18 protein-coding genes and 1 tRNA gene are annotated in these 23,456 nt (G+C 74.2%); 12 read left to right on the forward strand and 7 right to left on the reverse strand.

Annotated features, from left to right (window positions below):
• Window positions 1-71: 71 nt before the first annotated feature.
• The gene (locus ACZ3YO_RS20900; protein ID WP_465548644.1) at window positions 72-755 is read left to right on the forward strand and encodes an RNA polymerase sigma factor; all 684 of its coding nucleotides are present in this window, start codon (window positions 72-74) and stop codon (window positions 753-755) included.
• The gene (locus ACZ3YO_RS20905; protein ID WP_465571256.1) at window positions 752-2,182 is read left to right on the forward strand and encodes a hypothetical protein; all 1,431 of its coding nucleotides are present in this window, start codon (window positions 752-754) and stop codon (window positions 2,180-2,182) included. Before ACZ3YO_RS20900 ends, ACZ3YO_RS20905 begins: the two co-directional genes overlap by 4 nt.
• A 189-nt stretch (window positions 2,183-2,371) precedes the next feature.
• Here ACZ3YO_RS20905 and ACZ3YO_RS20910 read toward each other — a convergent pair whose 3' ends face one another.
• Together ACZ3YO_RS20910 and ACZ3YO_RS20915 are read right to left on the reverse strand one after the other, a co-directional pair.
• Window positions 2,372-3,874 carry an aminopeptidase P family protein gene (locus ACZ3YO_RS20910; protein WP_465571259.1) on the reverse strand — a complete coding sequence of 501 codons (1,503 nt, stop codon included), beginning with the start codon at window positions 3,872-3,874 and terminating at the stop codon, window positions 2,372-2,374.
• A gap of 130 nt (window positions 3,875-4,004) precedes the next feature.
• Window positions 4,005-5,492: a PP2C family protein-serine/threonine phosphatase gene (locus tag ACZ3YO_RS20915; RefSeq protein WP_465571262.1), complete on the reverse strand. Its 1,488-nt coding sequence runs from the start codon at window positions 5,490-5,492 to the stop codon at window positions 4,005-4,007.
• A gap of 597 nt (window positions 5,493-6,089) precedes the next feature.
• Here ACZ3YO_RS20915 and ACZ3YO_RS20920 point away from each other — a divergent pair.
• Window positions 6,090-6,731 (forward strand): bifunctional DNA primase/polymerase, encoded by a 642-nt coding sequence (locus ACZ3YO_RS20920; RefSeq protein ID WP_465571265.1) that lies wholly within the window; start codon window positions 6,090-6,092, stop codon window positions 6,729-6,731.
• A gap of 218 nt (window positions 6,732-6,949) precedes the next feature.
• Here the strand turns inward: ACZ3YO_RS20920 and ACZ3YO_RS20925 are convergent, their stop codons facing one another.
• The 4 genes from ACZ3YO_RS20925 to ACZ3YO_RS20940 form a co-directional block, all read right to left on the reverse strand.
• The gene (locus ACZ3YO_RS20925; protein WP_465571267.1) at window positions 6,950-7,936 is read right to left on the reverse strand and encodes a DUF5926 family protein; all 987 of its coding nucleotides are present in this window, start codon (window positions 7,934-7,936) and stop codon (window positions 6,950-6,952) included.
• Window positions 7,937-8,048: 112 nt separating this feature from the next.
• Window positions 8,049-8,642, reverse strand: coding sequence for an ATP-binding protein (locus ACZ3YO_RS20930; RefSeq protein ID WP_396324128.1), 594 nt, complete (start codon window positions 8,640-8,642; stop codon window positions 8,049-8,051).
• A gap of 329 nt (window positions 8,643-8,971) precedes the next feature.
• Complete coding sequence (locus ACZ3YO_RS20935) at window positions 8,972-9,814, reverse strand: glycerophosphodiester phosphodiesterase family protein (protein WP_465571269.1); 843 nt, start codon at window positions 9,812-9,814, stop codon at window positions 8,972-8,974.
• A gap of 98 nt (window positions 9,815-9,912) precedes the next feature.
• Complete coding sequence (locus ACZ3YO_RS20940) at window positions 9,913-11,400, reverse strand: purine-cytosine permease family protein (protein WP_465571272.1); 1,488 nt, start codon at window positions 11,398-11,400, stop codon at window positions 9,913-9,915.
• 383 nt (window positions 11,401-11,783) lie between these two features.
• Between ACZ3YO_RS20940 and ACZ3YO_RS20945 the strand changes: the two genes are divergently transcribed.
• From ACZ3YO_RS20945 to ACZ3YO_RS20980, 8 genes are all read left to right on the forward strand, one after another.
• Window positions 11,784-13,583: a S1C family serine protease gene (locus ACZ3YO_RS20945; RefSeq protein ID WP_465571275.1), complete on the forward strand. Its 1,800-nt coding sequence runs from the start codon at window positions 11,784-11,786 to the stop codon at window positions 13,581-13,583.
• Between the two features lie 68 nt (window positions 13,584-13,651).
• Window positions 13,652-13,739: transfer RNA gene (locus ACZ3YO_RS20950), tRNA-Ser, on the forward strand.
• 196 nt (window positions 13,740-13,935) lie between these two features.
• Window positions 13,936-15,051 (forward strand): peptidoglycan-binding protein, encoded by a 1,116-nt coding sequence (locus tag ACZ3YO_RS20955; protein WP_465571278.1) that lies wholly within the window; start codon window positions 13,936-13,938, stop codon window positions 15,049-15,051.
• An 82-nt stretch (window positions 15,052-15,133) separates the two neighbouring features.
• Window positions 15,134-15,964, forward strand: a complete 831-nt coding sequence (locus ACZ3YO_RS20960) for a MerR family transcriptional regulator (protein WP_465571284.1) — start codon at window positions 15,134-15,136, stop codon at window positions 15,962-15,964.
• 63 nt (window positions 15,965-16,027) lie between these two features.
• Window positions 16,028-17,353, forward strand: a complete 1,326-nt coding sequence (locus tag ACZ3YO_RS20965; RefSeq protein ID WP_465571286.1) for an MFS transporter — start codon at window positions 16,028-16,030, stop codon at window positions 17,351-17,353.
• Between the two features lie 284 nt (window positions 17,354-17,637).
• Complete coding sequence (locus tag ACZ3YO_RS20970) at window positions 17,638-19,002, forward strand: FAD-binding oxidoreductase (protein ID WP_465548656.1); 1,365 nt, start codon at window positions 17,638-17,640, stop codon at window positions 19,000-19,002.
• 527 nt (window positions 19,003-19,529) lie between these two features.
• On the forward strand, window positions 19,530-19,835 hold the full coding sequence (locus ACZ3YO_RS20975; protein WP_465571290.1) for a hypothetical protein: 306 nt from the start codon (window positions 19,530-19,532) through the stop codon (window positions 19,833-19,835).
• Between the two features lie 559 nt (window positions 19,836-20,394).
• A complete protein-coding gene (locus tag ACZ3YO_RS20980) occupies window positions 20,395-21,177 on the forward strand; it encodes a pyridoxal 5'-phosphate synthase (RefSeq protein ID WP_396324097.1) in 783 nt (260 codons plus the stop codon).
• Window positions 21,178-21,299: 122 nt separating this feature from the next.
• Here the strand turns inward: ACZ3YO_RS20980 and ACZ3YO_RS20985 are convergent, their stop codons facing one another.
• Window positions 21,300-22,394, reverse strand: a complete 1,095-nt coding sequence (locus ACZ3YO_RS20985; RefSeq protein ID WP_465571293.1) for an EamA family transporter — start codon at window positions 22,392-22,394, stop codon at window positions 21,300-21,302.
• 152 nt (window positions 22,395-22,546) lie between these two features.
• Between ACZ3YO_RS20985 and ACZ3YO_RS20990 the strand changes: the two genes are divergently transcribed.
• Window positions 22,547-23,425, forward strand: a complete 879-nt coding sequence (locus tag ACZ3YO_RS20990) for a DUF1906 domain-containing protein (RefSeq protein ID WP_465571296.1) — start codon at window positions 22,547-22,549, stop codon at window positions 23,423-23,425.
• Window positions 23,426-23,456: the final 31 nt, after the last annotated feature.

The following is a 23,456-nucleotide window of genomic DNA, read 5'->3' on the forward strand; positions in this document are numbered from 1 at the left end:
CACGATCTTGATCACAGGTCCTGACGGGCTGGCTGGTGCCGGATGCCGTCCTGGGGGAAAGCAGAACGTACATGTCCATGGCCATCGGGCCGATTGTGGGACCCGGGAGGGGCCGCGGCTTCTCCTTCGCCGGGCTGGCCGTTCTCTTCTTCGGAGCTCAGGAAGCCGCCGGTGCGACGGTCGGCGCGGGCCCGGAGCAGGAGGCGGCGCAGCGCCGTTCGGGCTTCCGACTGCTTCGCGGGGGGCGCAAGCAGGCGGCCGAGGAGGAGCGGCCGACCCTGACCGACCTCTACCATGCGCACCGGCTGGGCCTGGTACGGATGGCGGTCCTCCTGGTCGACCATCAGGACCTGGCCGAGGACGTGGTCCAGGAGGCCTTCACCCAGCTCTACCAGCGCTACGGGGAGCAGCTGGAGGACTTGGACAACGCGCTCGGGTACCTGCGGACCTCCGTGGTCAACGGTGCCCGGTCGATGCTGCGGCGCCGGAAGACGGCCCGCGAATACGTACCTCCGCACGAGGCCGATGCGCCGTCGGCCGAGGACCACGCCGTGCTCAACGACGAGCACCGGCGGGTCCTGGTCGCCCTACAGGAACTGACCCCACGCCAGCGCGAGGTACTCGTGCTGCGCTACTGGTCGGACCTGTCGGAGGCGCAGATAGCCGAGACCCTGGGGCTCTCCCGGGGCGCCGTGAAGTCCACCGCCAGCCGGGCATTGGACGCCTTGGAAAAGCATCTGGAGAAGGTTCGATGACCGACAAGCTTCCCCGCCTATCCGGCGGCGACAGTGGCGGGCCGGACGAAACCCCGATGGAACTGCTGCTCCGCGAGGCGATGAACGCCCGCGCGACGCAGATCACCGCGCACAGCCTCCGCCCGTCCGCCCCGCCGAAGAACCGGGTGCGCCGGCTGCGGCCGGCGTACATCGCCGCCGTGCCGCTGTTCGGCCTGGCCGCCGCGATGGCGTTCGGCGTGCTCGGATTCCGCGGCGACTCCGTCGCCGGGCAGCAGGACCCGGGACCGGCCGCCAGCGCCACCGCCACCGAAACGGTCACGGCGAGCCCGAGCCCGACGGCGGAGCCGACGCCCTCGCAGAGCCCGACCGCGACCCCGACCTCCACCTCGCCCCCGGCGGCCGATCCGGGGGAGGGGGACGAGCCCGCGACGCCGGCCGGCACCGCCACGTCGCCCGCCGCCCCGACCAGCAGCGCACCGCCGCAGTCGGCCTCCGTCCCGTACACCTTCCGTGGCGTCAAGTTCAAGGTACCGGCGGGGTGGAAGGTGGTGCCGCCCGGCCCGTCGCAGACCTCGGTGTGCGTCCTGAGCCCGGGGGCGCCCGCGGGCGCCGAGCAGACGTGCGCGCCCTACGGCGTGCTGATCGCGTCCTACCTCACCGCGGACGAGGTCGAACACGCGACCTGGCCCACGGCGTTCGACCTGGACGCACCGGACGGCTTCAGCCACCAGCCCTACTGCCCGGTCTGGGGCCACCCGTACGTCCCCGACGGCCCCATGAAGATCGGCACGCCGGTGCGCAGCCGCGACATCGTGGCCGGGCGGCCGATCAACAAGACCCAGTGGCAGGTCACCTGCAAGCCCGGGGACGAGTTCACCGCACAGCTGTGGGGTCTGAAGACCGATCAGGTCTTCATCGCCGCGAACGGTCTCAAGCCGGAGTACCAGTCGGCCCTGGTGTCGATCCTCGACACCATCGACCTCAGCGGCCGCCAGGCCCCGCCGGCGGCAACGGGCCAGGCCGTCGCGGTCACCGTCGACGGTCTCGGAACGGGCCAGCAGGTGCCGAACGACGGCAGCCCGGTGGCCTTCTCGGTCACCTTCAAGAACACCGGCCAGACCAACTTCAGCTCGGTCGTTCCCCAGGTGTACGCGGAGGCCTACGCCGGAAGCCAGCCGGCCGTGCACGGGGCGATGGAGCGCCAGGACGGTGCCGCCTGGATCCCCCTGGACATCGCCCAGCCGGCGGCGGGCAAGCCGACCACCGCCGGTGCCATTGCACTGGCTCCCGGGCAGAGCGTGACGGTGAAGTACCGGATGAGGCTGACCGGCGAGGACGGCGCCGGGGTGATGCCGGTGACCGCGAACGCGCTGATGATCCCGGATCAGGGCCCGTTCACCACGCTCGGCACCCGCAGCATCCCGGTCCGGGTGGTCGTCAAGTAGCGCGCCCGTTCGGCCCGGTGAGGCGCCGCGAGCAGGGTTCTCCCCGGTCGCGGCGCCTTTCGCGTGCCGTGGGAGACCTCTGTACGCCGAGCCGGTCGTCCTGCACCCCGCCGTGAAGTCCTGACCACGACGGTGACGGCCCGGCTCCCCGTGAGGCGGGGGAGCCGGGCCACCACCGTCGCCACGGGCTCAGGCGAGCGAGGCCATCCACGCCTCGACGTCCTCGGCGCGCCGGGGGAGGCCGGCCGAGAGGTTCTCGTTGCCGTCGGCGGTGACCAGGATGTCGTCCTCGATCCGGACGCCGATGCCGCGGTACTCCTCGGGCACCGTCAGGTCGTCCTGCTGGAAGTACAGGCCGGGCTCGACGGTGAGCACCATGCCGGGCACCAGCAGCGCGTCGACGTGCTCCTCGGTGCGGGAGTGCGCGCAGTCGTGGACGTCCAGGCCGAGCATGTGGCCGGTGCCGTGCAGGGTCCAGCGGCGCTGGAGGCCCAGCTCCAGGACCTTCTCGACGTCGTACGCCGAGGCGTCCAGCAGGCCCCAGGCGAGCAGGCGCTCGGCGAGCACGCGCTGGGAGGCGTCGTGGAAGTCGCGGAACCGGGCGCCCGGCTTCACGGCCGCGATGCCGGCCTCCTGCGCGTCGTAGACCGCGTCGTAGATCTTGCGCTGGAGCTCGTTGAACCGGCCGTCGATCGGCAGCGTGCGGGTGACGTCGGCGGTGTAGAGGGTGTGCGTCTCCACGCCGGCGTCCAGCAGCAGCAGCTCGCCCGGGCGGACCTCGCCGTCGTTGCGGACCCAGTGCAGGGTGGTGGCGTGCGGGCCGGCGGCGCAGATGGAGCCGTAGCCGACGTCGTTGCCCTCGACCCGGGCGCGGCGCCAGAAGGTGCCCTCGATCCAGCGCTCCGAGGTGGCGACGGCCTGGCCCAGCTCGCGGACCACGTCGGTGAAGCCGTTGACGGTGGCGGTGCAGGCGGCGCGCAGCTCGCCGACCTCCCACTCGTCCTTGACCAGCCGCAGGCCGCTCAGGAACTCCTTGAGCTCGGCGTCCTTGTCGGCGTCCAGCACCTCGGCGAGCGCGGCCTCCAGCCCGGCGTCGTAGCCGCGCACGATGCGGGTCGGGACGGAGCCGCCCTTGGCCCGCTCGGCCAGCTCGTCGGCGGCCTTGCGGACGTCGCGGGCGGGCAGGCCGAGCAGCTGCTGCTGCTCGGTGAGGCTGTGCCGGCGGCCGACCCAGAGCTCGCCGTACCCGTCCAGCCAGAACTCGCCGTTCTCCCTGTCGGAGCGGGGCAGCAGGTAGAGCCCGAACTCGTGGCCGGCGTCGCCGGTGGGCTCGGCGACCAGCACCGCGTCCTCGGTCTGGTCACCGGTGAGGTGCACGTACTCGCTGGCGGCGCGGAAGCCGTAGTCGGTGTCGTTGGCGCGCACCCGCAGGTTGCCGGCCGGGACGACGAGGCGCTCGCCGGGGTAGGCGGCGGAGAGCCGGGCACGGCGCTCGGCGGCGTACGGGGCCTGGGCGACCGGGGTGAGGCCGTGCAGCTCGGTGTCGGCCCAGCCGGACTTCATCGAGGCGGCCAGCTCGTCGGAGACCTCCGAGTAGAGGCCGTTCTTGCGGCCACCCTTGAACTTCGGCGTCTCGTCGCCGCCGGCGGCCTCGGGGTTCTCGGCCACCGCCGGGGTGCGGTCCTCGGTCACGTACGTCGCCTCCTTGCGCGTGGTGCCGCCCGGGCCGCGTCGGATCGCGACGCGCGTGGGCGGCCGTGCGTCCATGGTACGGACGCCCGGCCGCTCGCCTGTCCGGGGTCATGACAGCGGGAGCCGGTGCCTACGTGAAGCGGGCGGCCAGCAGCATCAGGTCGTCGGTGGCGGGCCCGGCGCCCGGGTCGGGGCAGACGGCCAGCAGGTGGGCGCAGAGCCGGTCCGGGTCGATCCGCACGTCGCGCGGGGCGTCGGCGGCGGCCCGGCGCAGGTTGGCCTGCCCGGCGTGCAGGGTCGGGCCGCAGCGGCGGGCCAGGCCCTCGGTGTAGAGCAGCAGGGTGTCGCCGCGCTCGGCGGTCAGCTCGACGCCCGGCGCCTCCCAGCAGGAGAGCATGCCGAGCGGCGCGGAGAGCGAGGTCTCCACGAACTCGGCGCCGTACCGGGTGACCAGCACCGGTGGGCAGTGCCCGGCGCCGGCCAGGGTGATCCGGCGGTCCTCCGGCTCCACCCAGGCGTAGACGGCGGTGGCGCTGCGGGCCGGTTCGGTGGTCTTGAGCAGCAGTTCGAGGTCCCCGAGGACGGAGACCGGGTCCTCGCCCTCCAGCACCGCGTACGCCCGCAGCGCCGCCCGGATCCGGCCCATCGCGGCGGCCGCGCCGGGGGCGGAGCCCGGTCCGGCGCCGGGGCCGTCGCCGGAGACGCTGCCCACGGTCAGGCCGACGGTGCCGTCCGGCAGCGGGATGGCGTCGTACCAGTCGCTGCCGGCCGAGTGGTCCAGGCCGGCCGGGACCAGCCGGGCGGCCAGCCTGAGCCCGGCGGGCTGCGGGAGGCGGTCGGGCAGCAGCCCGCGGCGCAGCGCCTCGGTGGTGCGCCGGACCTTCTCCGCGTCCAGCTGCTTGGCCAGCAGCGGGGCGGCGACCTCGCAGTACCGGCGGGCCAGCTCGCGCTGGCGCTCGGTGGGCCCGGCGGGTTCGTCGTAGAACCAGAGGGCGGCGGCCAGCGGGCCCTCCTCCTCGGTGGCGAGCGGCAGGCCGTAGCAGCCGCCGAGGCCGAGGTGGGCGGCGAGCTCGCGCAGCCGGGCGCCGACCGCGGGGTCGTCGGCGAGGTCCTGGGAGGACAACTCGGCCGGGCGGTCGTGTTCGCGCAGCAGCCGGGCGACCAGGCTCTGGTCCGGCGGCACCGTCTCCAGCGAGCCGAGGCTGGCGCGGTCCAGGCCGTGGCCGACGGGCTGGCTGGGGCCGCCGCCGGGCAGCGCGGTGACCAGCAGGGCGCGGCGGGCGCCGAGCAGCGCGGTGCCGGAGGCCAGCACGGTGTCCAGGGTGGCGGTCAGGCCGCGGGCGCGAGCGAGCAGCTCGGTGTGCTCGTGCAGGCTGGTGAAATCGGACAGCCGTCCGGCCAAACGGTCCTGCACGCCGGACGGGGGCGCGGTGCGGCCCTCGGTGACGCCGCCCTGGTCGCCGACGGGGCCGTCCTGCTCCCCGGACGGTCCGGCGTGCTCGTCGGCCTCCCCGGCGGCGGGGGCGGGGAAGCCCGGATGGTCGAGCACCGAGAGCCCGCTGGCGCCGCAGGGCTCACCCGGCTCGGAGGACGTCGACGGTGGGTGGGACTCGGTCATGCCGCCACTCCTGACGCGGTGGTACGTGTCATGCGGAACCCCCAGGTACGGCCGGGTGGAGCGAGGACGGCCACAGGGCGCGTTTCGCCTCGATTCGCTACTACTCGTCATTGAATCGACAGCAATGCCACCACTTCTACACAGGCCATTCGGGGCATGTCCAGATCCGTGACGACGCGGGCGGCCGGTTCCACCTCCCCCGGAGCCCGCTCTGGGGGCGCGTTCCGTCTGTGCGCGCGCCGGTCGGTGCCGAGGGCATGGAGCGGCCGAGAACGGGCAGAACCGTGAGGACGGCTCCGGTGGCCGTCCGGATCGTATGCTTCCGCCGCCCGTGAGCCGGGTCGGCCGGAAGTCACTCACTCGTACGGTGGAACCAACCGCGCCCGGGCGGCGTCCATCCGGTCGCATACGGGATTCTCGTTCCAAGGGCTGTTCTAATCCGCGGTCCTTTCAGGTCGTGCTCCACACCGTGCTCCACCGCCGCCACGCCGCTCGTCGTGCCCTCCCGCCCCCTTTTCTCCGGGCCGGTGCGGCGTACCCCGACGCGGGCCGGCGGGCCCGGAGCGAACCGAGCGGTCACGGAAAGGAACGAGCGCCATGCGTGAGAACCCGAGGAACAGCCGTTCGGAGGCCCGGGCCGCCCGGCTGGCCGAGGCCCTGGCGGCCGCCGTCGACCACCGCTGGCCCGTCGTGCCCGGCACGCTGGTGCTGGGCGGCGCCTGCTCCTGCGGCAACCCCGAGTGCCCCGTCCCCGGCGCCCACCCGCACGACCCGCCGCTGCTCGCGGCCACCACCGACGCCCGGATGGTGCGGTGGTGGTGGGAGCGGCAGAGCCCGGACGCGCCCGTCCTGGCCGCGACCGGTGGGACCGTCTCGGCGGTCAGCCTGCCGGCGGCGGCCGGCGCCCGGGCACTCGCCTACCTCGGCGCGCTGCGCCTGCCGCTCGGCCCGGTGCTGGCACTGCCCGGACGCTACGCGCTGCTGGTCGCCCCCTACTCACTTGAGGCGCTCGGCGAGATGCTCGCCCAACTCCCTTGGGTGCCGGGCTCGTTGCGCTACCACGGGACGGGCGGCTTCCTGCCGCTGCCGCCCGGCGGCGGGGCGGGCGGCCGGGTGCGCTGGGTGCTGGCGCCCCGCCCGGCGGCCGACGGCGGGGTCTGGCTGCCCCAGGTCGGGCCGCTGCTGGGCGAGTTGGTCGAGGCGACGGTCCGGCTGGACAGCGGGCGCTCGGCATACTGATCGGGCACGCTCGAACCGGATGATCCTCGGCGCGGCCGAACCGGATGATCCGGAAAAACAAAGATCCGGCCGCTGGCGACGGGGGATGCACCAGCGACCGGACTCTTTAGACAGTAACAAGGATCCGCGGCCACGCCAATTTCCAAGAGGCCTTCACAGCCCGGAAATTGCGGTCCCGACGGCCAATGTGACGCGTATCACCCGGATCCCGGGTGCCTTTAGTTCAGGGTGACCTGACGGTTCACCAGGTTCGCCCGGGCGCGCCGCTCCTCGGCGGTCAGCGGCGTGGCGTCGGCCAGCGTCGCGGCGAGCCGCTCGGCGAACTCGGCGGCCGGCTTCTCGCAGTCGGCCGCCGTCATGGCGAGCGGCAGGTCCCAGACCGGGACGGTCAGGCCGTGCGCGCGGAACGAGCCGACCAGGCGGGTGTCCTCGCCGATCGAGGACCGGTCGGCGGCGGTCAGCCGGGCCAGCGCGTCCAGCAGCTGCTCCTCCGGGACGGTCATCACCCAGCGCAGGTGGTTCTTGTCCGGGGTGCCGCACCAGTACGCCGAGTCGACGCTGTCCAGCTTCTCGGTGGGGATCGCCGAGGCGTTGGCGCGCTCCAGCGAGGCGGCCACCTCGCCGGTGGCGGTCTCGGCGTCCTCCAGCCAGAACTCGAAGCCGGTGTGCACGGCGGGCGCGAAGGCGGCGTCGAGGTCCAGCAGGTCCTGCAGGCGGCGGCCGCCCGGGACGGTGCGGCGGGCCGGCACCGGGGTGCCCGGCTCGGTGGCCAGCGCCAGCTCCAGGGCGTCCGCGAGGTCGCGGCTCAGGTCGCCGGAGGCGGACTGGGTCTGCAGGCCGAGCAGGATCGAGCCGTCCTGGCGGCGCAGCGCCGGCCAGGCCAGCGGCAGGACGGTGGCCAGCGTCACCGACGGGACGTCACCGTTGGCGGCCTCGGCCACCCCTGCGGCGAGCGTCAGCGGCGCCGTCGCGGCCGGCACCAGCTCGCGCAGCGCCACCCAGTCGGCCTCACCCGGCAGGCCCTCGAACGGGCGGTGCACCAGCTCCTGCACGGCGTGCGAGGCCTCCCGGCCGTGGCAGGCCTTGTACCGGCGGCCCGAACCGCAGGGGCAGTTCTCGCGGGCCCCGACCACGGGGATCTCACCCGTGACGGCGGTGGTGGACTGGCTGCGCTGCGGCGCCTTCCTGGCGGCCTTCTTGCCCATGGTGCGGCTCTCCCGGGGACGGTTGTGTTGTGCTCCGGGCAGCCTACTGACGTTCTCCCGGCACATGGGCACGCACCGGGACGCCGAGCGGGGCGGGGGTGTCCGCAGACGGTCAGGCGCTGCGGGCATCACCGCCTGCGCGCCGGGCGTGCCGGGCCCGGGCGGGCAGCGCCGCCCACACCGTGACCTCGCCGGGCGCGTCGCGCACGCCCCAGTCGCTGGCCAGCCGGCCGACGATGCCCAGCCCGCGGCCGCCGCGCGAGGTCAGCGACGGGCTGGCCGGGGACGGCCGGGTCTGCGACCCGCCGTCGGTCACCTCCAGGGTGAGGATTCCGTCCGCGTGCATCTGCCAGCGGACCAGGATGCCGCCGTCGGCCTCTCCGTCGGCCGGCTGGGCCTGCGCCCGGGTCTTGGCGCCCGCTGCACCGGCGGCCCCGGAGGGGACGCCGACCAGCACCTGGTCCACCACCTCGGCGCGGGCACTGCGGCCGAGCGCGAGGAGCGGGCCGAGCGGCCGGGCGTATCGACAGGCATTGCTCAGCAGTTCGGAAAGGATCAGAACAGCATCATCAATGACCGGTTCCGGTATCTCCCGGTCACCCAGATCTCGACGCAGTCGGCGCCGTGCGACCCCGACACTCGCTGGGCCGTGCGGCACTGCCATGGTCGATGAAGTCGGCACTTCACGCGCCACCATCAACGCCACCCCCGGACCTCCTTCAGCGTATGCCGAGGGATGGATGCCCCTTGGTAATGCGTCGGAAACGACCGCGCGGCGATCCCGCGCGGACATTTCAAGACTCGCGACCCTCGGTGCGCGACAGGTGATTCGGTGCTCACCCTCCGTCGTTAAAACGGATAATCTCCGGCACAAACGATCGTGCAAGGTTTGCGTTCCTCCCGGAACGATCAACCGACCGGCGGATGGGCGCGAGACCGGGCGGACTTACGGGCGGGCGACCGGGCGGACCGACCGGCGGGCGGGATTAGCGGACCGACGGGCGGGGGCGGCCGGGCGAACGAACCGGAACGGGATCACCGGCCGAGCTGGGCCAGCACCTCCGCCGGGCGGTTGGTGATGATCGCCGACACCCCGAGCTCCAGACAGAGCTCCACGTCGGCCGGCTCGTCCACGGTCCAGACGTGCACCTGGTGGCCCAGCTCGCGCAGCCGCGTCACCAGCCGGGGCCTGGCCCGCACCAGGTCGATGCCCGGCCCGGCGATCCGGGCCCGGCCCGGCAGGGGCGCGCCCGGGCGCAGCCGGCCCTGGAGTGCCAGCATCCGCTCGAACAGGAAGACCCGCGGGTACTCCGGCGCGGCGGCGGCCACCCGGGTCAGGGCCAGCGAGGAGAAGCTCATGATCCGGGCCTGCGGGCGGTCGCCCTCACGGGGCTCCTCGCCCTGCTGCGCCCCGCCGATCTTGAACCGGTCGAGCAGCCGCAGCAGCTCGCTCTCCACCCGCCCCCGGAAACGGACCGGGTGCTTGGTCTCGATCGCCAGGTCCACCGGCCGTCCGCAGTCCGCGACCAGCTCCAGCAGGCTCTCCAGCCGCAGCACGCCGCGCAGCTCCGGGTCCTCGCTCGGCACGCCGGTCTTCCACGCGCCGAAGTCGTGCGCCTCCAGCTGCGCCAGCGTCATCGCGGAGACGGTGCCGCGGCCGTCCGAGACCCGGCCGATCCGGCGGTCGTGGACGCAGACGAGCTCCCCGTCGGCGGTCACCCGGACGTCGCACTCGACGGCGTCCGCGCCCTCCTCGAGCGCCCGGCGGTAGGCCGCGAGCGTGTGCTCGGGCAGCGCGTGCGAGGAACCACGGTGGGCGATCACCTGGACGGGCGGCGCGGTGCGCGCCGTTGCCGGGGAGAGGTCTGGGCTGGTCACACCCTCCACGATAGGTGGCGGAAGTGACGCGAAGGCGAAGACGGCCCCAATCGGCGGGGCCGTCTTCGGTGGAGCCGTCGCCGCTCGGGCGGCCGGGGTCAGGCGGTAGGGGTCCCGGCCGGTGCGGACCGGCGGGTCAGCGGGGTGAGCGCCCAGGTGGCCAGGGCCGGCACCAGGAAGCCGAACAGCGACGCCGAGGTCCACTCCTGGGGCGTGAAGTGCAGCGCCTCCTGGACGGAGGTCCAGAAGTCCGTCCACCAGCCGGCGATCGCGGTCGGCGCGATCAGCTGGTACACCGCGAAGCCGAGCGCCCACGGCAGCAGCATCAGCCAGCGGGACGGCGCGTCGTCGGCGAGGTTCCAGCCACGCCGGCCGGCGCCGAGGAAGTAGTCCACCGCCAGCACCGCGAACATCGGCACGAACACCGAGCCGATCAGGCCCAGGAAGGCGTAGTAGGAGTCGGTGAACTCGGTGATCTGCAGCGCCAGCACGGTGATCAGCACACCGGTCCCGCCGGTGAGCACCCGGCGGTCCACCTTCGGCAGCAGGTTGTGGACCGACATCGCGGTCGAGTACACGTTGGCGAAGGACTGGTCGGTCTCGCGCAGCACCAGGACCAGCAGGAAGAACCAGCCGGCCCAGACGCCCAGGAACGAGTCGAAGATCCTGGTGGCGTCGCCGTCGGACTGCAGCAGCGCGAACAGCCCGAGCACGTAGCACCAGACCTGGGCGACGGTGTAGCCGGAGAAGCTGCCCCAGAACGCGGCGCGCGGCGTACGCGAGTGGCGGGTGTAGTCGGCGGCCAGCGGCACGAACGAGATCGAGACGGCGATCATCGCGTCCGTGGCCTTCAGGAAGCCGTGCCAGTTGCCCGCGCCCGGGTCCGGCACGCCGTGGCGGCCCAGCTGGACGGTGAAGTACACCATCGCGACCGCCACCGCCGCGGCGACGAAACGGCGCAGCACCGCGATCGCGCCCAGCGGCCAGATGGTCAGCGCGGTCGTCACCGCACCGGCCAGCACGACGAACACCCAGCGGTAGCCCTCGGTGTGCGCCACGGTCTGCGCGCCCATCGCGATGACCAGCAGCTCGTACACGCCCCAGCCGATGCACTGGACGATGTTCAGCACGGTCGGCACGTACGAGAGCCGCGTCCCGAACAGCCCGCGCAGGTTCGCCATCGCCGGCGCGCCGGTGCGCGCCCCGATCAGCGCGGCCACGCCGAGCATCGCCGTGCCGGCCACGGTGCCGGCCACGATCGCGGTGACGGCGGCGGCCAGCGACAGCTCGCTGCCCTGCGCGCCGAGCACGGTGGCGGCGGTGGTGAAGCCGATGAGGCTGACGCCGAGGTTCATCCAGAGCGCGAAGTGGTCCCGGAAGCGGAGCGTGCGCGGCGGCGCGGTGTCCAGGACGAGCGGCGCCTCGACCCGCTCGGTCCGCTGCGGACGGTCCAGCACGGCGGTGGAACCGGAGGCGGGGGCGGCCGCGTCGGAATCAGCGGCCGTGGGGTGGACGTCCGGGGACGACCCGGGGAAATCCTTGGACGCGGGCGCGCCCGAAGAAGAGGATGGCGAAGCAGGCGGCATGGCCGATACTCCCTACGCCGGCATTACCCGGACAGGTTCCGGCGGTCTGCGCCCCCTCGACGATCCGTCCACGGAGTCCGTGGCGTACGGTCGACCGGCGCACTCTCAGCCTGGTGGGTCCAAGCTCCCGCGTGTCAGTTTGGAGCGTCAGGCTAACCGGCGCGGGGGTGTACGCCAAGGCCAGGCGCCTGCGGTCCGCATCGCGGGACGCCGCGGAGGGCGGCGGGGCCGCCGGTCGGGGTGCCGGTCGGGGACGTCGTATCGGGGCTGCTGTTGGACCGGGCTAAGGATTCTTATGAGTTCTTCAGAAGGGTCCTTACGGCAATCGAATCGAGTGTGCGAAAAACTATGGTTGTTGGTCCTGTCAGCTATGGAGGTCGTCCGTGAGCACCGAGCGCGAGATTGGGTCCACCGGGCCGCAGGGGGAGCAGCCCTCCGGTGGCCAGGGGGTGGTGGGTCCCGCTCCTGACGGTCCGGCGCAGTCCGCGTCCGCCGGTTCCGCCCCCGCAGAGGCGCCCGAGGCCGACTACACCCTGACCGACGCCGCGGCGGGTACGCCGGCCGCCGGCCGGTCGACGCCGACGCTGGCGTTCAGCAAGGTGACCGCCCCCGAGCCGACAGCCGCGTCCGAGCCGGCCACCGCGCCCGCTGCGGAGGCCGCCCCGGCCGCCCCCGCGGTGACCGACGCCGGGTACATCGACGCCCCGCCGCCGGTCCTGCCGCCCGCCCCGCCCGCGCCCGCCGCCCACGCGGCCCCCGCGGCCCCGGCGCCCGCCGCTCCGGCCGGCAACCCGTACGCGACCCCGGCCGCGCCCGTCGCCCCGGTCGCGGCGGCCACCCCCGCCCACGACCCGTACGGCGCCCCGGCGGCTCCCGGCGCGCCCGCCGCGCCGGCCCAGCACCACCCGTTCGGCGCCGGCCAGCCGCTCGGCGGCTGGGGCATGCACGACTCCACCGCCGGTGGCGCCGGCGGTGCCGGCACGCCCGGTGGCCCCGGCTACCCCGGCGGCCCGCTCGGCTACCCGGGCGAGTACCCCGCCGCCCCCGAGCCCGGCGGCCCGCGCAAGAAGCGCGGCGGCCTGATCGCCCTGGTCGCCGCCGTCGCCCTGGTCGCCGGTGTGGCCGGCGGCGCGCTCGGCGTCACCATCGCCGACCGCAACGACACCAGCATCTCCGCCGCGGACGACCACAAGAGCACCCCCGTCCAGGCCAGCAACCCGGGCAAGAACGAGCCCGCCCCCGGTTCGGTCGCCGGCATCGCACAGAAGGCGCTGCCCAGCGTCGTCACCATCAAGGCGCAGGGCAACGGCGAGTCCGGCACCGGCACCGGCTTCGTCTTCGACACCGAGGGCCACATCCTCACCAACAACCACGTGGTCGCGCCCGCCTCCAGCGGCGGCAAACTGACCGTCAAGTTCGCCGACGGCTCGTCCTACAACGCGTCCGTGCTCGGCCGCGCCGAGGGCTACGACGTCGCCGTCATCAAGCTCGACAGCCCGCCCAAGGGCAAGCTGACGCCGCTTCCGCTGGCCGACTCCGACAAGGTCAACGTCGGCGACTCCACCATCGCCATCGGTGCGCCGTACGGCCTGGAGTCCACCGTCACCACCGGCATCATCAGTGCCAAGGACCGCCCGGTCGCCTCCGGCGACGAGACCGGCGCCCAGTCCTCGTACATGAACGCCCTGCAGACCGACGCCTCCATCAACCCCGGCAACTCCGGCGGTCCGCTGCTGGACTCCAGCGGCGCGGTGATGGGCATCAACTCGGCGATCCAGTCCAACACCTCCAGCACCGGCCGGGCCGGCAGCATCGGCCTCGGCTTCGCCATCCCGATCAACCAGGCCAAGTGGGTCGCCGAGACGCTGATCAAGACCGGCAAGCCGGTCTACGCCAAGCTCGACGTCCTGCGCAACGACGACTACAAGGGCGACGGCGCCCAGATCCAGACCCGGGACATCCAGGGCACCCCCGCCGTCACCCCCGGCGGCGCCGCCGACAAGGCCGGCCTCAAGCCCGGCGACGTCATCACCAAGCTCGGCGGCAGCCCGATCGAGAACGGCCCAGCCCTGGTCAGCAAGATCTGGACGCACAAGCCCGGCGAGACCGTCGACGTCGAGTACACCCGCAACGGCCAGACCTTCACCACCAAGGTCACCCTCGCCGAGCGCGTCGGCGACTGACCGGCCCCCTCGACCGCCGAAACCCGGTGCACCGAACCCCGCCGGACCCGTTAGGCTGACCTCCGCCTGGAGAGCTGCCCGAGCGGCCTAAGGGAACAGTCTTGAAAACTGTCGTGCGGTGACCCCGTACCGTGGGTTCGAATCCCACGCTCTCCGCTGGTAGGAGAACCACCTGCTCAAGGCGGGTGCCGACATCGAGTCGGCACCCGCCTTCTGCGTTTCCGGGGTCGTGAGGGGTGTCCGGTTTCACCTGAACGGGGGGTTTGGGGAGGGGGTGTCCTCTTGTGGGGGCGGAGGTCTCGTTAGTCGGGGGTAAGGGGCGGACCGCCCTGGGCCCGGCGAGGAGAGACGGATGGCCTGGTACCCCGGCGCTGAGAAGATGGAGCTTCAGCCCGAGTCGGACGAGCAGCCGGCGATCGTGCCGACGCAGGTGATCTTCCACAGCATCGCGGCGCCGTGGACGCCGCGGCGCATGTACGAGTACTGGCGGGACTCGACCAATCTGGAGTCGCACTTCGGGGTCGGCTACGACGGGTGCGTGGGCCAGTTCATCGGCACGCAGACCCGGGCGGACGCCAACATGCGGGCCAACCGGCGGGCGGACGGGACGGGGGCGGTGAGTGTCGAGTCGGCCAGCAACGACCAGCACACCGATCCGTGGACGGGCGCGCAGGTCGCGGCGCTGATCGCGCTCGGGGTCTGGCTGCACCGGGAGCACGGGATCCCCGTACGGGTCTGCCGCAGCGCGGACGACCCCGGCTTCGGGTACCACCGGCTCTTCCCGGACTGGTCGGACGGCGGTACCGCCTGCCCCGGCGATGCGCGGGTGCAGCAGTTCAGGGACGTGGTGCTGCCCGGTATCGCCGCGGGTGCGGGCGGCGCGGGCACACCGCTGCCGCCGCCGCGGTCGGACACCGCTCCGGCCCGGTACCGGGTGACCATCAACGGCCTGGAGTACGGCTACGGCGCCCACGGCCCGCAGGTCCGGGAGGTGGGGGAGGCGCTGGTGGCGTCGGGGCACGGCTCGCACTACACGGCCGGGCCGGACGAGGACTGGCGGGACGCCGACACCCTCAACTACCAGGACTACCAGCGCAGTCTGGGCTACTCGGGATCCGCCGCGGACGGCGTGCCGGGCGAGGACTCGCTGCGCCGGCTGCTCGGCCGGCTGCCCTCGCCGCACCGGGTCTCGCTGGCCCACATCGTCACGGCGGCGCGGACCGACCCCGGTGCCGAGCAGGGGCACCAGACCTACGGCGGCGAGGTCCGGATCGTCGAACAGGCGCTCGCCGACGAGGGGTTCCTGGAGCAGCGTTGGGTCGACGGCTCGCTCGGCACCAGGACGGTGCAGGCGTACGCGGCCTTCCAGCGCAGCCTCGGTTACGCGGGCTCGGACGCGAACGGCATCCCGGGGCAGCGCAGCCTGCGGGAGTTGGGGCAGCGGCGGGGGTTCGACGTGACCGACTGAGGGGCGGCGGAGGGCCGGCGGCCGGGAGGACAGACCGGGTGCTTGACCATGACACGGTGTGAGGGCCTGCACTGGAGGAATCATGTTCAACATCGGAGACTTCGCCAAGCACGGCCGGGTGTCGGTCCGCATGCTGCGCCACTACGACGCGATCGGGCTGCTGCGCCCGGCGCGTGTCGACCCGGCCAGCGGCTACCGCTTCTACGAGGCCGCCCAACTCGCCCGGCTCAACCGCGTCATCGCGCTCAAGGACCTCGGTTTCACGCTCCAACAGGTGCTGGCGGTCCTGGACGACCGGGTGGACGCGGCCGAGCTGCGCGGGATGCTGCGGCTGCGGCGGGCCGAACTCGCCGCGGCGATGGCGGCGGACGCCCAGCGGCTGGCCCGGGTCGAGGCGAGGCTCCGGACGATCGAGAGCGAGGGAACGATGTCTGCGCACGACGTGGTGGTGAAGCGGGTGCCGTCGGTCCGGGTGGCGGAGCTGACGGGCGTCGCGGCGAGTTACGAGCCGGAGGACATCGGGCCGGTGATCGGCCCGCTGTTCGCCGAGCTCTGCCACCGGCTGGCGGAGGCCGGGGTGGCGGAGGCCGGCCCGTCGGTCGCCCGGTACGAGGACGTGCCGGACGGGGACGGCGCGGTGCTGATCCGGGTCGCGGTCCCTGTTTCGGCGTCCCCGGCGGGGGAGGGGGAGTACGGCTTCGCGGTGGTCGACCTGCCGGAGATCGAGGAGGCGGCGACCATCGTGCACCGCGGGTCGATGGACGACACGGTGGGTGCCTTCCAGACGCTGGCCCGCTTCGTCGACGAGAACGGCTACCGCTCGGCGGGGTACGCCCGGGAGGTGTACCTGGAGTGCCCGGACGCCCCGGCGGACTGGGTGACGGAGCTCCAGGAGCCGGTGGTCCGGGGGTAGTTCAGCGGCGCCGGTGGAGGTGGCTTGCCCTCGACCCGGTCGAGGGTCCTACGGTCGGCGGCTATGGCGACGACCACGGACAACACGGCCACCGGGAGCACGACGACACCCACGCCCGCCGGCGCCCCGCCCGGCGGTACCACGCCCGCCGGCACCGACGCCGCACCGGTACGGCGGACCGCGCTCCCGGGCCCGTACCTGCTCTGGCTGGCCGGTGCCCAGGCCGGCCTGCTGGGCGATGCCGCGCTCCACTTCGCGCTGGGCTGGGCCGCGTCCGTCCACGGCGGGGGCGCGGCGGGCCTGGTGCTGACCGCGATCACGCTGCCGCGCACCGCCCTGGTGCTGCTGGGCGGCGCGGTGGCGGACCGGTTCGGCGCCCGCCCGGTCATGCTCGCCGGGGACGCGGTGATGCTGGCCGCCACGGTGGCGCTGGGGTGGGCAGCGGCCGGCTGGGGCACGCCGCTCTGGCTGCTGGTTGCGGCGGCCGCCGTGATCGGCACGGTGGACGCGTTCCACCTCCCGGCGAGCGGTTCGATGCCGCGCCGCCTGGTGGCCGCCGAGCAGCTGCCCCGGGCGCTCGCGCTGCGGCAGGCGGGCGGGCAGATCGCCGTGCTGCTCGGGGCGCCGGTCGGTGGGGCGCTGGTCGCGGTGGGCGGGCTGCCCGGGGCAGCGCTGGCGGACGCGGTGAGCTTCGGCATCGTCCTGCTGGTGCTGCTGCGGGTCCGGCCGTCGGAGGAACGGGAGGGAGAGCGGCGCGGGGAGCGGGAGCCGGGCCGTTCCGCGGCCGCCCCGGGGCTGCTGCGCGAGGCAGCCGACGCGGTCCGGCTGGTGCCGGCCGATCCGCTGCTGCGCGCGGCGCTGCTGCTGACCGGGGCGGCTGCCGGGGCGCTGCTGCCGGTGGTCTCGCTGCTGGCGCCGCTGCTCGCCAGGGCCAACGGCTGGGGTGCCGGGGCCACCGGGCTGGTGGCCGGCGGGGAGGGGGCCGGGGTGCTCGTGGTGGCCGGTCTGATCTCCTGGCGGGGTGCCCTGCGGCGGGCCGGGGTCGGCGCGGCGGCCGGGCTCTGCACGGCCTCGGCGGGGATCGCGGTGCTGGCCTGGTCACCCGGTGTGCCGGCGGCGGTCGCGGGCGGCGTGGTGGCCGGGGCCGGATCGGGTCTCTTCGCCTGCCACCTCGGACCGCTGGTCCTGGGGAGCGCCCCGGCCGGCCATCTCTCCCGGGTGCAGGCCCTGCTGACGCTGGTGCAGAGCGCCGCGCTGGTCCTGTCGACGGGCCTGCTCGGCGTCCTCGCCGACGTGGCCGGTGCACGCACGCCGATGGTGCTCTGCGCGCTCGCGGCCGGTGCGGCCGGGTTCGTCGCGCTGACGTCGGCCGTACTGCGCCGGGTCTGACGGATGCCGCTGCGTGGCGCGCCGCGCAGCTCCCCGAACGGCTCCCTGGGGGCCGCTCTCGGTCGTGGGTGGGCGGGGCCGGGCCGGGGGTCGCGCCGGAGCGGCGTACTTGCCGGTCGTCCGGCCGCCGGGCAGAGTGCGGACAGGGGCGTCGGGCGGCGTGCGACCGCGTGGCCCGCGTCCGGGCACCTGCGGCCGCCGGGCGGCGTACGGCGTCGGGCGGCGCGCGTGGCAGAGCGGCGTACCGCCGGACGGCGTGCGCCGGGTGGTGATCGGAGGCGGCGATGAGTGATCTGACGGACCGGCTGGCACAGGGGCTCCCGGCCGGCGCGCTGGCGGTGGACCCGGACGTGATGGCCGCCTACAGCCACGACATGGCCGGGTTCTGCGAGGCCGGAACCCCGGCTGTGGTGGTCTTCCCGGAGACAGTCGAGCAGGTGCAGCACGTCCTGCGGACCGCCACCGAGCTGCGCGTCCCGGTGGTGCCGCAGGGCGCCCGGACGGGCCTCTCCGGCGCGGCCAACGCCGTCGACGGCTGCATCGTGCTGTCGATGGTCAGGATGAACCGCATCCTGGAGATCGACCCGGTGAACCGGATCGCGGTGGTCGAGCCGGGTGTGGTGAACGCGGAACTCTCGCGGGCGGCAGGCGAGTTGGGGCTCGCCTACCCGCCGGACCCGTCCAGCTGGGAGTCCTGCACGATCGGCGGCAACATCGGCACCGGCGCGGGCGGGCTCTGCTGCGTCAAGTACGGCGTCACCAGCGAGTACGTGCTCGGGCTGGACGTGGTGCTGGCGGACGGGCGGCTGCTCTCCACCGGGCGGCGGACGGCCAAGGGCGTCGCCGGCTACGACCTGACCCGGCTGCTGGTCGGTTCGGAGGGCACCCTGGGGGTGGTGGTGCGGGCGGTGGTGTCCCTGCGGCCCGCGCCCGCACCGCAGTTGGCGCTGGCGGCGGAGTTCCCGAGCGCGGACGCGGCGGGCGCCGCGGTCTGTGAGGTGATGGCCCGCGGCCTCGCGCCGTCGCTGATGGAGCTCATGGACTCGGTGGCCGTGCGGGCGGTCAACGAGCTGGGGCAGATGGGGCTGCCGGAGTCGACGCAGGCGCTGCTGCTGGTGGCCTTCGACGGGACGGACCCGGCGGCCGAGCTGGCGGTGGTGGGGGAGATCTGCCGGGCGGCGGGCGCGACGGAGGTGGTGCCGGCCGAGGACCAGACCGAGTCGGACATGCTGCTGGAGGCCAGGCGGTTGGCGCTGCCGGCGCTGGACCGGCTGGGTACCACGATGATCGACGACGTGGCGGTGCCGCGCTCCCGGCTGGCCGAGATGCTGAACGGCGTGGCCGGAATCGCCGAACGGCACGAGCTGACCATCGGGGTGGTGAGCCACGCGGGGGACGGCAACACGCACCCGATCGTCATCTTCGACGCCGCCGATCCGGAGGAGACGGCCCGGGCGCAGCGGTCGTTCGACGAGATCATGGCGCTGGGGCTGGAGTTGGGCGGCACGATCACCGGGGAGCACGGGGTCGGGCTGCTGAAGCGGGAGTGGCTGGCGCGCGAGCTGGGGCCGGTGGCGGTGGAGCTGCAGCGGCAGGTGAAGGCGGTCTTCGACCCGTTGGGCATCCTCAATCCCGGGAAGGCGGTCTGATGGTCGGCTTTTCGTGCTCTGCCGACCCCGGCCGGAGGCTTTTCCCGACGGAAACTGCCGCAGGCCGAAGGCTGTCGCCGTCGGCTAAATAGGATTGTTGGAATAGTCGCAGGATGGCTGGATATATCGACATGGGTCGGTCGCGCCACCTTGATGGGGCGTGACCGGCGAATCCCCGCGCCAGGGTGGCGCGCTTGAGTTCTCCGTGTGCTCCCCATGCGCTGTTCCCGAGGGCTCCCGAGGGCTCCGGATCCTGCCATCCATCGGGCGAAGTCCCAGGTTGATGGCGGTGTGTCGGAGCGCTTTCCGTTGGGCTGTCCGTTATTCCTTGCCGCCCTGGATATCACGCTAACGGGCGAAACTGCCGGTGCGAGGTGGTGCTTTGTCGATTTGTTGCGGAAGTCTGTCCCTCGGCGTCGCAGTCCGCAGGTGTTCGTCTGGCCGGCGAACTCCCGCACCAATGCACGAATACCCGATTGACAGTTTTTTCTTGGAGGCAACTCATGGCTCGCATCCGCAATCGCCGATTGGCCGGACTTCTGTTGGCCGCTCCGCTCGCGGCCGGTCTGCTGCTCGCGGGCGCCGGTTCCGCCGCCGCCGACAACGGCGCGGCGGCCAACGACGGCTCCAACAGTGGCGTGGTGTCGAACGTCGGCACGGGCAACGTCTTCGGCTCGGTCGACGGCAACTACGTTTCCACCCAGCAGACGGCCACCGGCTCCGGAGCCTCGAACCAGGCCAACACCCTCGCGGTGAAGGACAACTCGGGCGTCATCCTGGCCGGCCAGTCCAACAAGAACGTCAACCTCGTCTTCGCCCCGGTCTTCCACTGACCGGAACGGGTACCACCGCCGGCGGGGGCGCCGGGGGTGGTCGGCCGCGGGTGAGCTGAGCACTCGCGGTGGGGCTCGAAGCGACACGACGCGAAAATCGCAGGGAACGACCGGGGCAGCGGAAAGGGTCACCGCCAACCGGCCTCGTGGGCGGTGCCGATCGACGGCGCCGCCCACGAGTGCGTCCGGGCGCGGGTCCTTCCGGCACGCACCGGCGCCGGCCGGGGGCGGCCCGCCCGGGCCGGGGACATCTCGCCCGGGAACGGGGCCGCCCGCCCCGGGCAGGCGCGGGCGCCGACGCGAACGCGTGCCCGCCCGCCGGTCCGCCCGCCAATACGCCCGCCGATCCGGCAGCCGCCCGACCGCGTGGGCGACCGCGTCACCGGCCGCCGGCTCGACCGCCGACCCGGCCGCGCGCCGACCCTCGTCGAGCCAGGGCGCGCGCGGAGCCGTCGCCCCTCGGCGGTACGGTTGCGCTCCGACAGCGCACCCCGCGCCCGGGCCCCCGAGGCCCGTCCGGCGAGGGGCTGCGACCGCGGCAACCGGAAGGAAGGGCGCGATGGCAGCGGAGGAGGAGGGCCTGACCGGTCCGGGCGAGGCCATGCCTGCACCGGGACCGGAGTCGGGGCCCGAGTCGTGGCCGGCGCCGAGGCCCGAGACCAGGCCCGAGCCCAGGTCCGTACCCGAGCTGCTGCTCGGCCGCCCGCCGATGGCCCGTCCACTGCCGTCCTTCGACGCCGAGGCGGCCCCGGCCGAGCCCGGCCCGCTCTTCGTTGACTGGCTCGCCACCGCCCTCGCGGCCGGTGTGCTGGACCCGCAGGTCGCCACCCTCTCCACGGTCGACGCCGACGGCCTGCCGGACGCCCGGGTGCTGGTGCTGCGCGACGTGGACGCGGCCGGCACCGGCTGGGTGTTCTCGGCCGCCGCCGACAGCCCGAAGGGCCGCCAGCTCGCGGATCATCCGGCCGCCGCGCTCACGCTGTACTGGCCGCCGCTGGGCCGGCAGGTCCGGGTCCGGGGCACCGTCGAGCGGGCCGCCGACCAGGTCGCCGGCGCCGAGTTCGCCACCCGCTCCCCGGCCGCCCGGGTCGGCGCGCTGGTCGGCCGGCAGAGCGAGCCGCTGGCCTCCCTGGCCGAGTACGACGAGGCGGTCGCGGTCGCCCGCCGCCGCCTGGAGGCCACCCCGGACGCGGTGGCCGCCGGGCACGCCGTCTACACGCTCTGGGCGCACGAGGTGGAGTTCTGGCAGGGCGACGCGGACCGCCGCCACGTCCGGCTGCGCTACACCCGGACCGGCCCGGTCCGCACCCCGGAGTGGTCGCGGACGCTGCTCTGGCCGTAGCCGGTCCGCCGGTGGGGCGCCGGCCGTAGCCGCTCCGCGCCCCGCCGGCCACCGGCCCGCCCGCCGTGCACTCGGCCGGCCCACCCGCCGTGCGCTCGGCCGGCCCGCCCGCCGTGCGCGGCTCAGCGCCGACCGGTCAGCGTGGCCCCGACACTGGCGGCCACCACGCAGCCGATCCCGGCCACCTGCGCCGCACCCAGCAGCTGGCCCAGCACCACCAACCCGACCAGCGCGCTGACCGCCGGCTCCAGGCTGACCATCACGCTGAACACCCGCTGCGGCATCCGTCGCAGCGCCGTCATCTCCAGCGCGTACGGGATCACCGGCAGCAGCAGCGACACCCCGGCCACCGCGAGCAGCAGCGCCAGCGGTGAGGCGCCGGGCGCGGTCAGCCCGTCCCAGGCCTGGCCGAGCCCGAACGGCGCCAGCGTCAGGGCGCCCACCGTCATCGAGACGGCGAGTCCCTGGAAGCCCTGGAAGGCGGCGCCTACCTTGTCCGTGAACAGGATGTACGCGGCGTAGCAGGCGGCGGCCCCGAAGGCGTACATCAGGCCGACCGGGTCCAGCGAGGATCCGCCACCGCCCTCGCCGAGCAGCGTCAGCAGTGCCACGCCGCCGGCCGCCAGCAGTGCCCAGACCAGGTGGCTGGCCCGGCGCGCGAAGACGAGCGCCACCGCGAGCGGCCCGAGGAACTCGATGGTCGCGGCGGTGCCCATCGGCAGCCGGTCGATCGCCCCGGCGAACAGCAGTGTCATCCCGGCGGAGGCCATGCCGAGCAGGCCGGCGGCGGCCAGGTCGCGCGGACGGCGACCGCGCAGCCGGGGCCGGGTGACGGCGAGCAGGATCGCCGCTGCGAAGCTCAGCCGGAGGAAGGTCGTGCCGCTGACCCCGAGCGGGCCGAACAGCGGCTTGGAGAACGCGATGCCGAGCTGGACCAGGAACATCGCGACCAGACAGAAGAGCGGCGCCGGGATCCTCCCCCAGCCTTCGGCCGGGGGGTCCCCCATCGGGCGCCGCAGGAACTTCGGGAACCGCCGGCCGGCGGGCCGGCCGGAGACCGTGTCCGGTGGCGTCCCGGTACCGGGCGCCCCGCCTCGTCGCCAGCCGCCCCGCTCGCCGGCCGGCTCGCCCTTGGGGGCGGGCGGCATGGCAAGGGCCTCGGCGACGACGGAGGCCGGCGTCGGGGCAACGGTTTCGCTGGGGTTGGGCGTGGGCATGCTGGCGAGTTTGCCGTAAGGAGTCAGGTAGGGGCAAGCTCGTTACAAAAATCGGGACGGATGCGGACGTGTACCACCGAAAGGGTGGGGTTCTCCGGCGTACGCGGCGCGGCTGCCGGATTCGTCCGATGGTCCGTCAGTATCAAGGCCGGGTGCGCTATCTCCGCCCGGCGGCCGTGGCCGCCGCCTCCCTCGTCCTCCTGCTGGCCACCGACGGGACGGACGTGAGCGCCGAGGCGACCGCCCCGGTGGCCGCCGCCGTCCCCCGCATCCGGGCCTCCGTCCTCCCGGACCGGGCCGGTCCCCCCGGCGTCCGCGTCCGCGACCTCTACAGCGGCGCCGCCTTCGACGCCTGCACCGCGCCGCCGCTCGACGCCCTCCGTGCCTGGCGCGGCGCCTCGCCGTACGGTGCGCTCGGCATCTACACCAGCGGCGCCCAGCGCGGTTGCGCCCAGCCGAGGCTCACCGCCGACTGGGTCCGCCAGGCGCGGGCGATGGGCTGGCGGTTCCTCCCGGTCCACGTCGGCCTCCAGGCGCCGTGCAGCGAACTCAAGGGCAAGCCGAGCCGCATCGACCCGGCCCGGGCCGCCCAGCAGGGCCGGGACGAGGCGGCGGACGCGGTCCGCGGCCTCAAGGCCGTCGGCCTGGGCAAGGGCAGCCCGGTCTTCCTCGACATCGAGGCCTACCCCATGCGCGACCCGGCCTGCGGTCAGGCCGTCGTCGACTTCGCCCTCGGCTGGACCCAGGGCCTGCACAACGCCGGCTACCGGTCCGGCTTCTACTCCAGCCTCGACTCCGGCATCGCCGACCTCGCCGCCGCCGCCCGCGCCGGCAGCTCCCCGCTGCCCGACACCCTCTGGTACGCCCGCTGGAACGACGAGGCGGACACGGCCGGCGGCGGCGCCCTCACCCCCGAGCTCTGGGCCGACCGCCAGCGCGTCCACCAGTACCACGGCAACGTCGAGGAGACGTACGGCGGCGCCACGCTCACCATCGACCGCAATCAGGTCGACGCCCCGCTGGCGGGCTGACGGTCCGGCACCCGTGGGCGGATAGGGTGTC

It is taken from the genome of Kitasatospora sp. NPDC022785 (assembly GCF_055561295.1).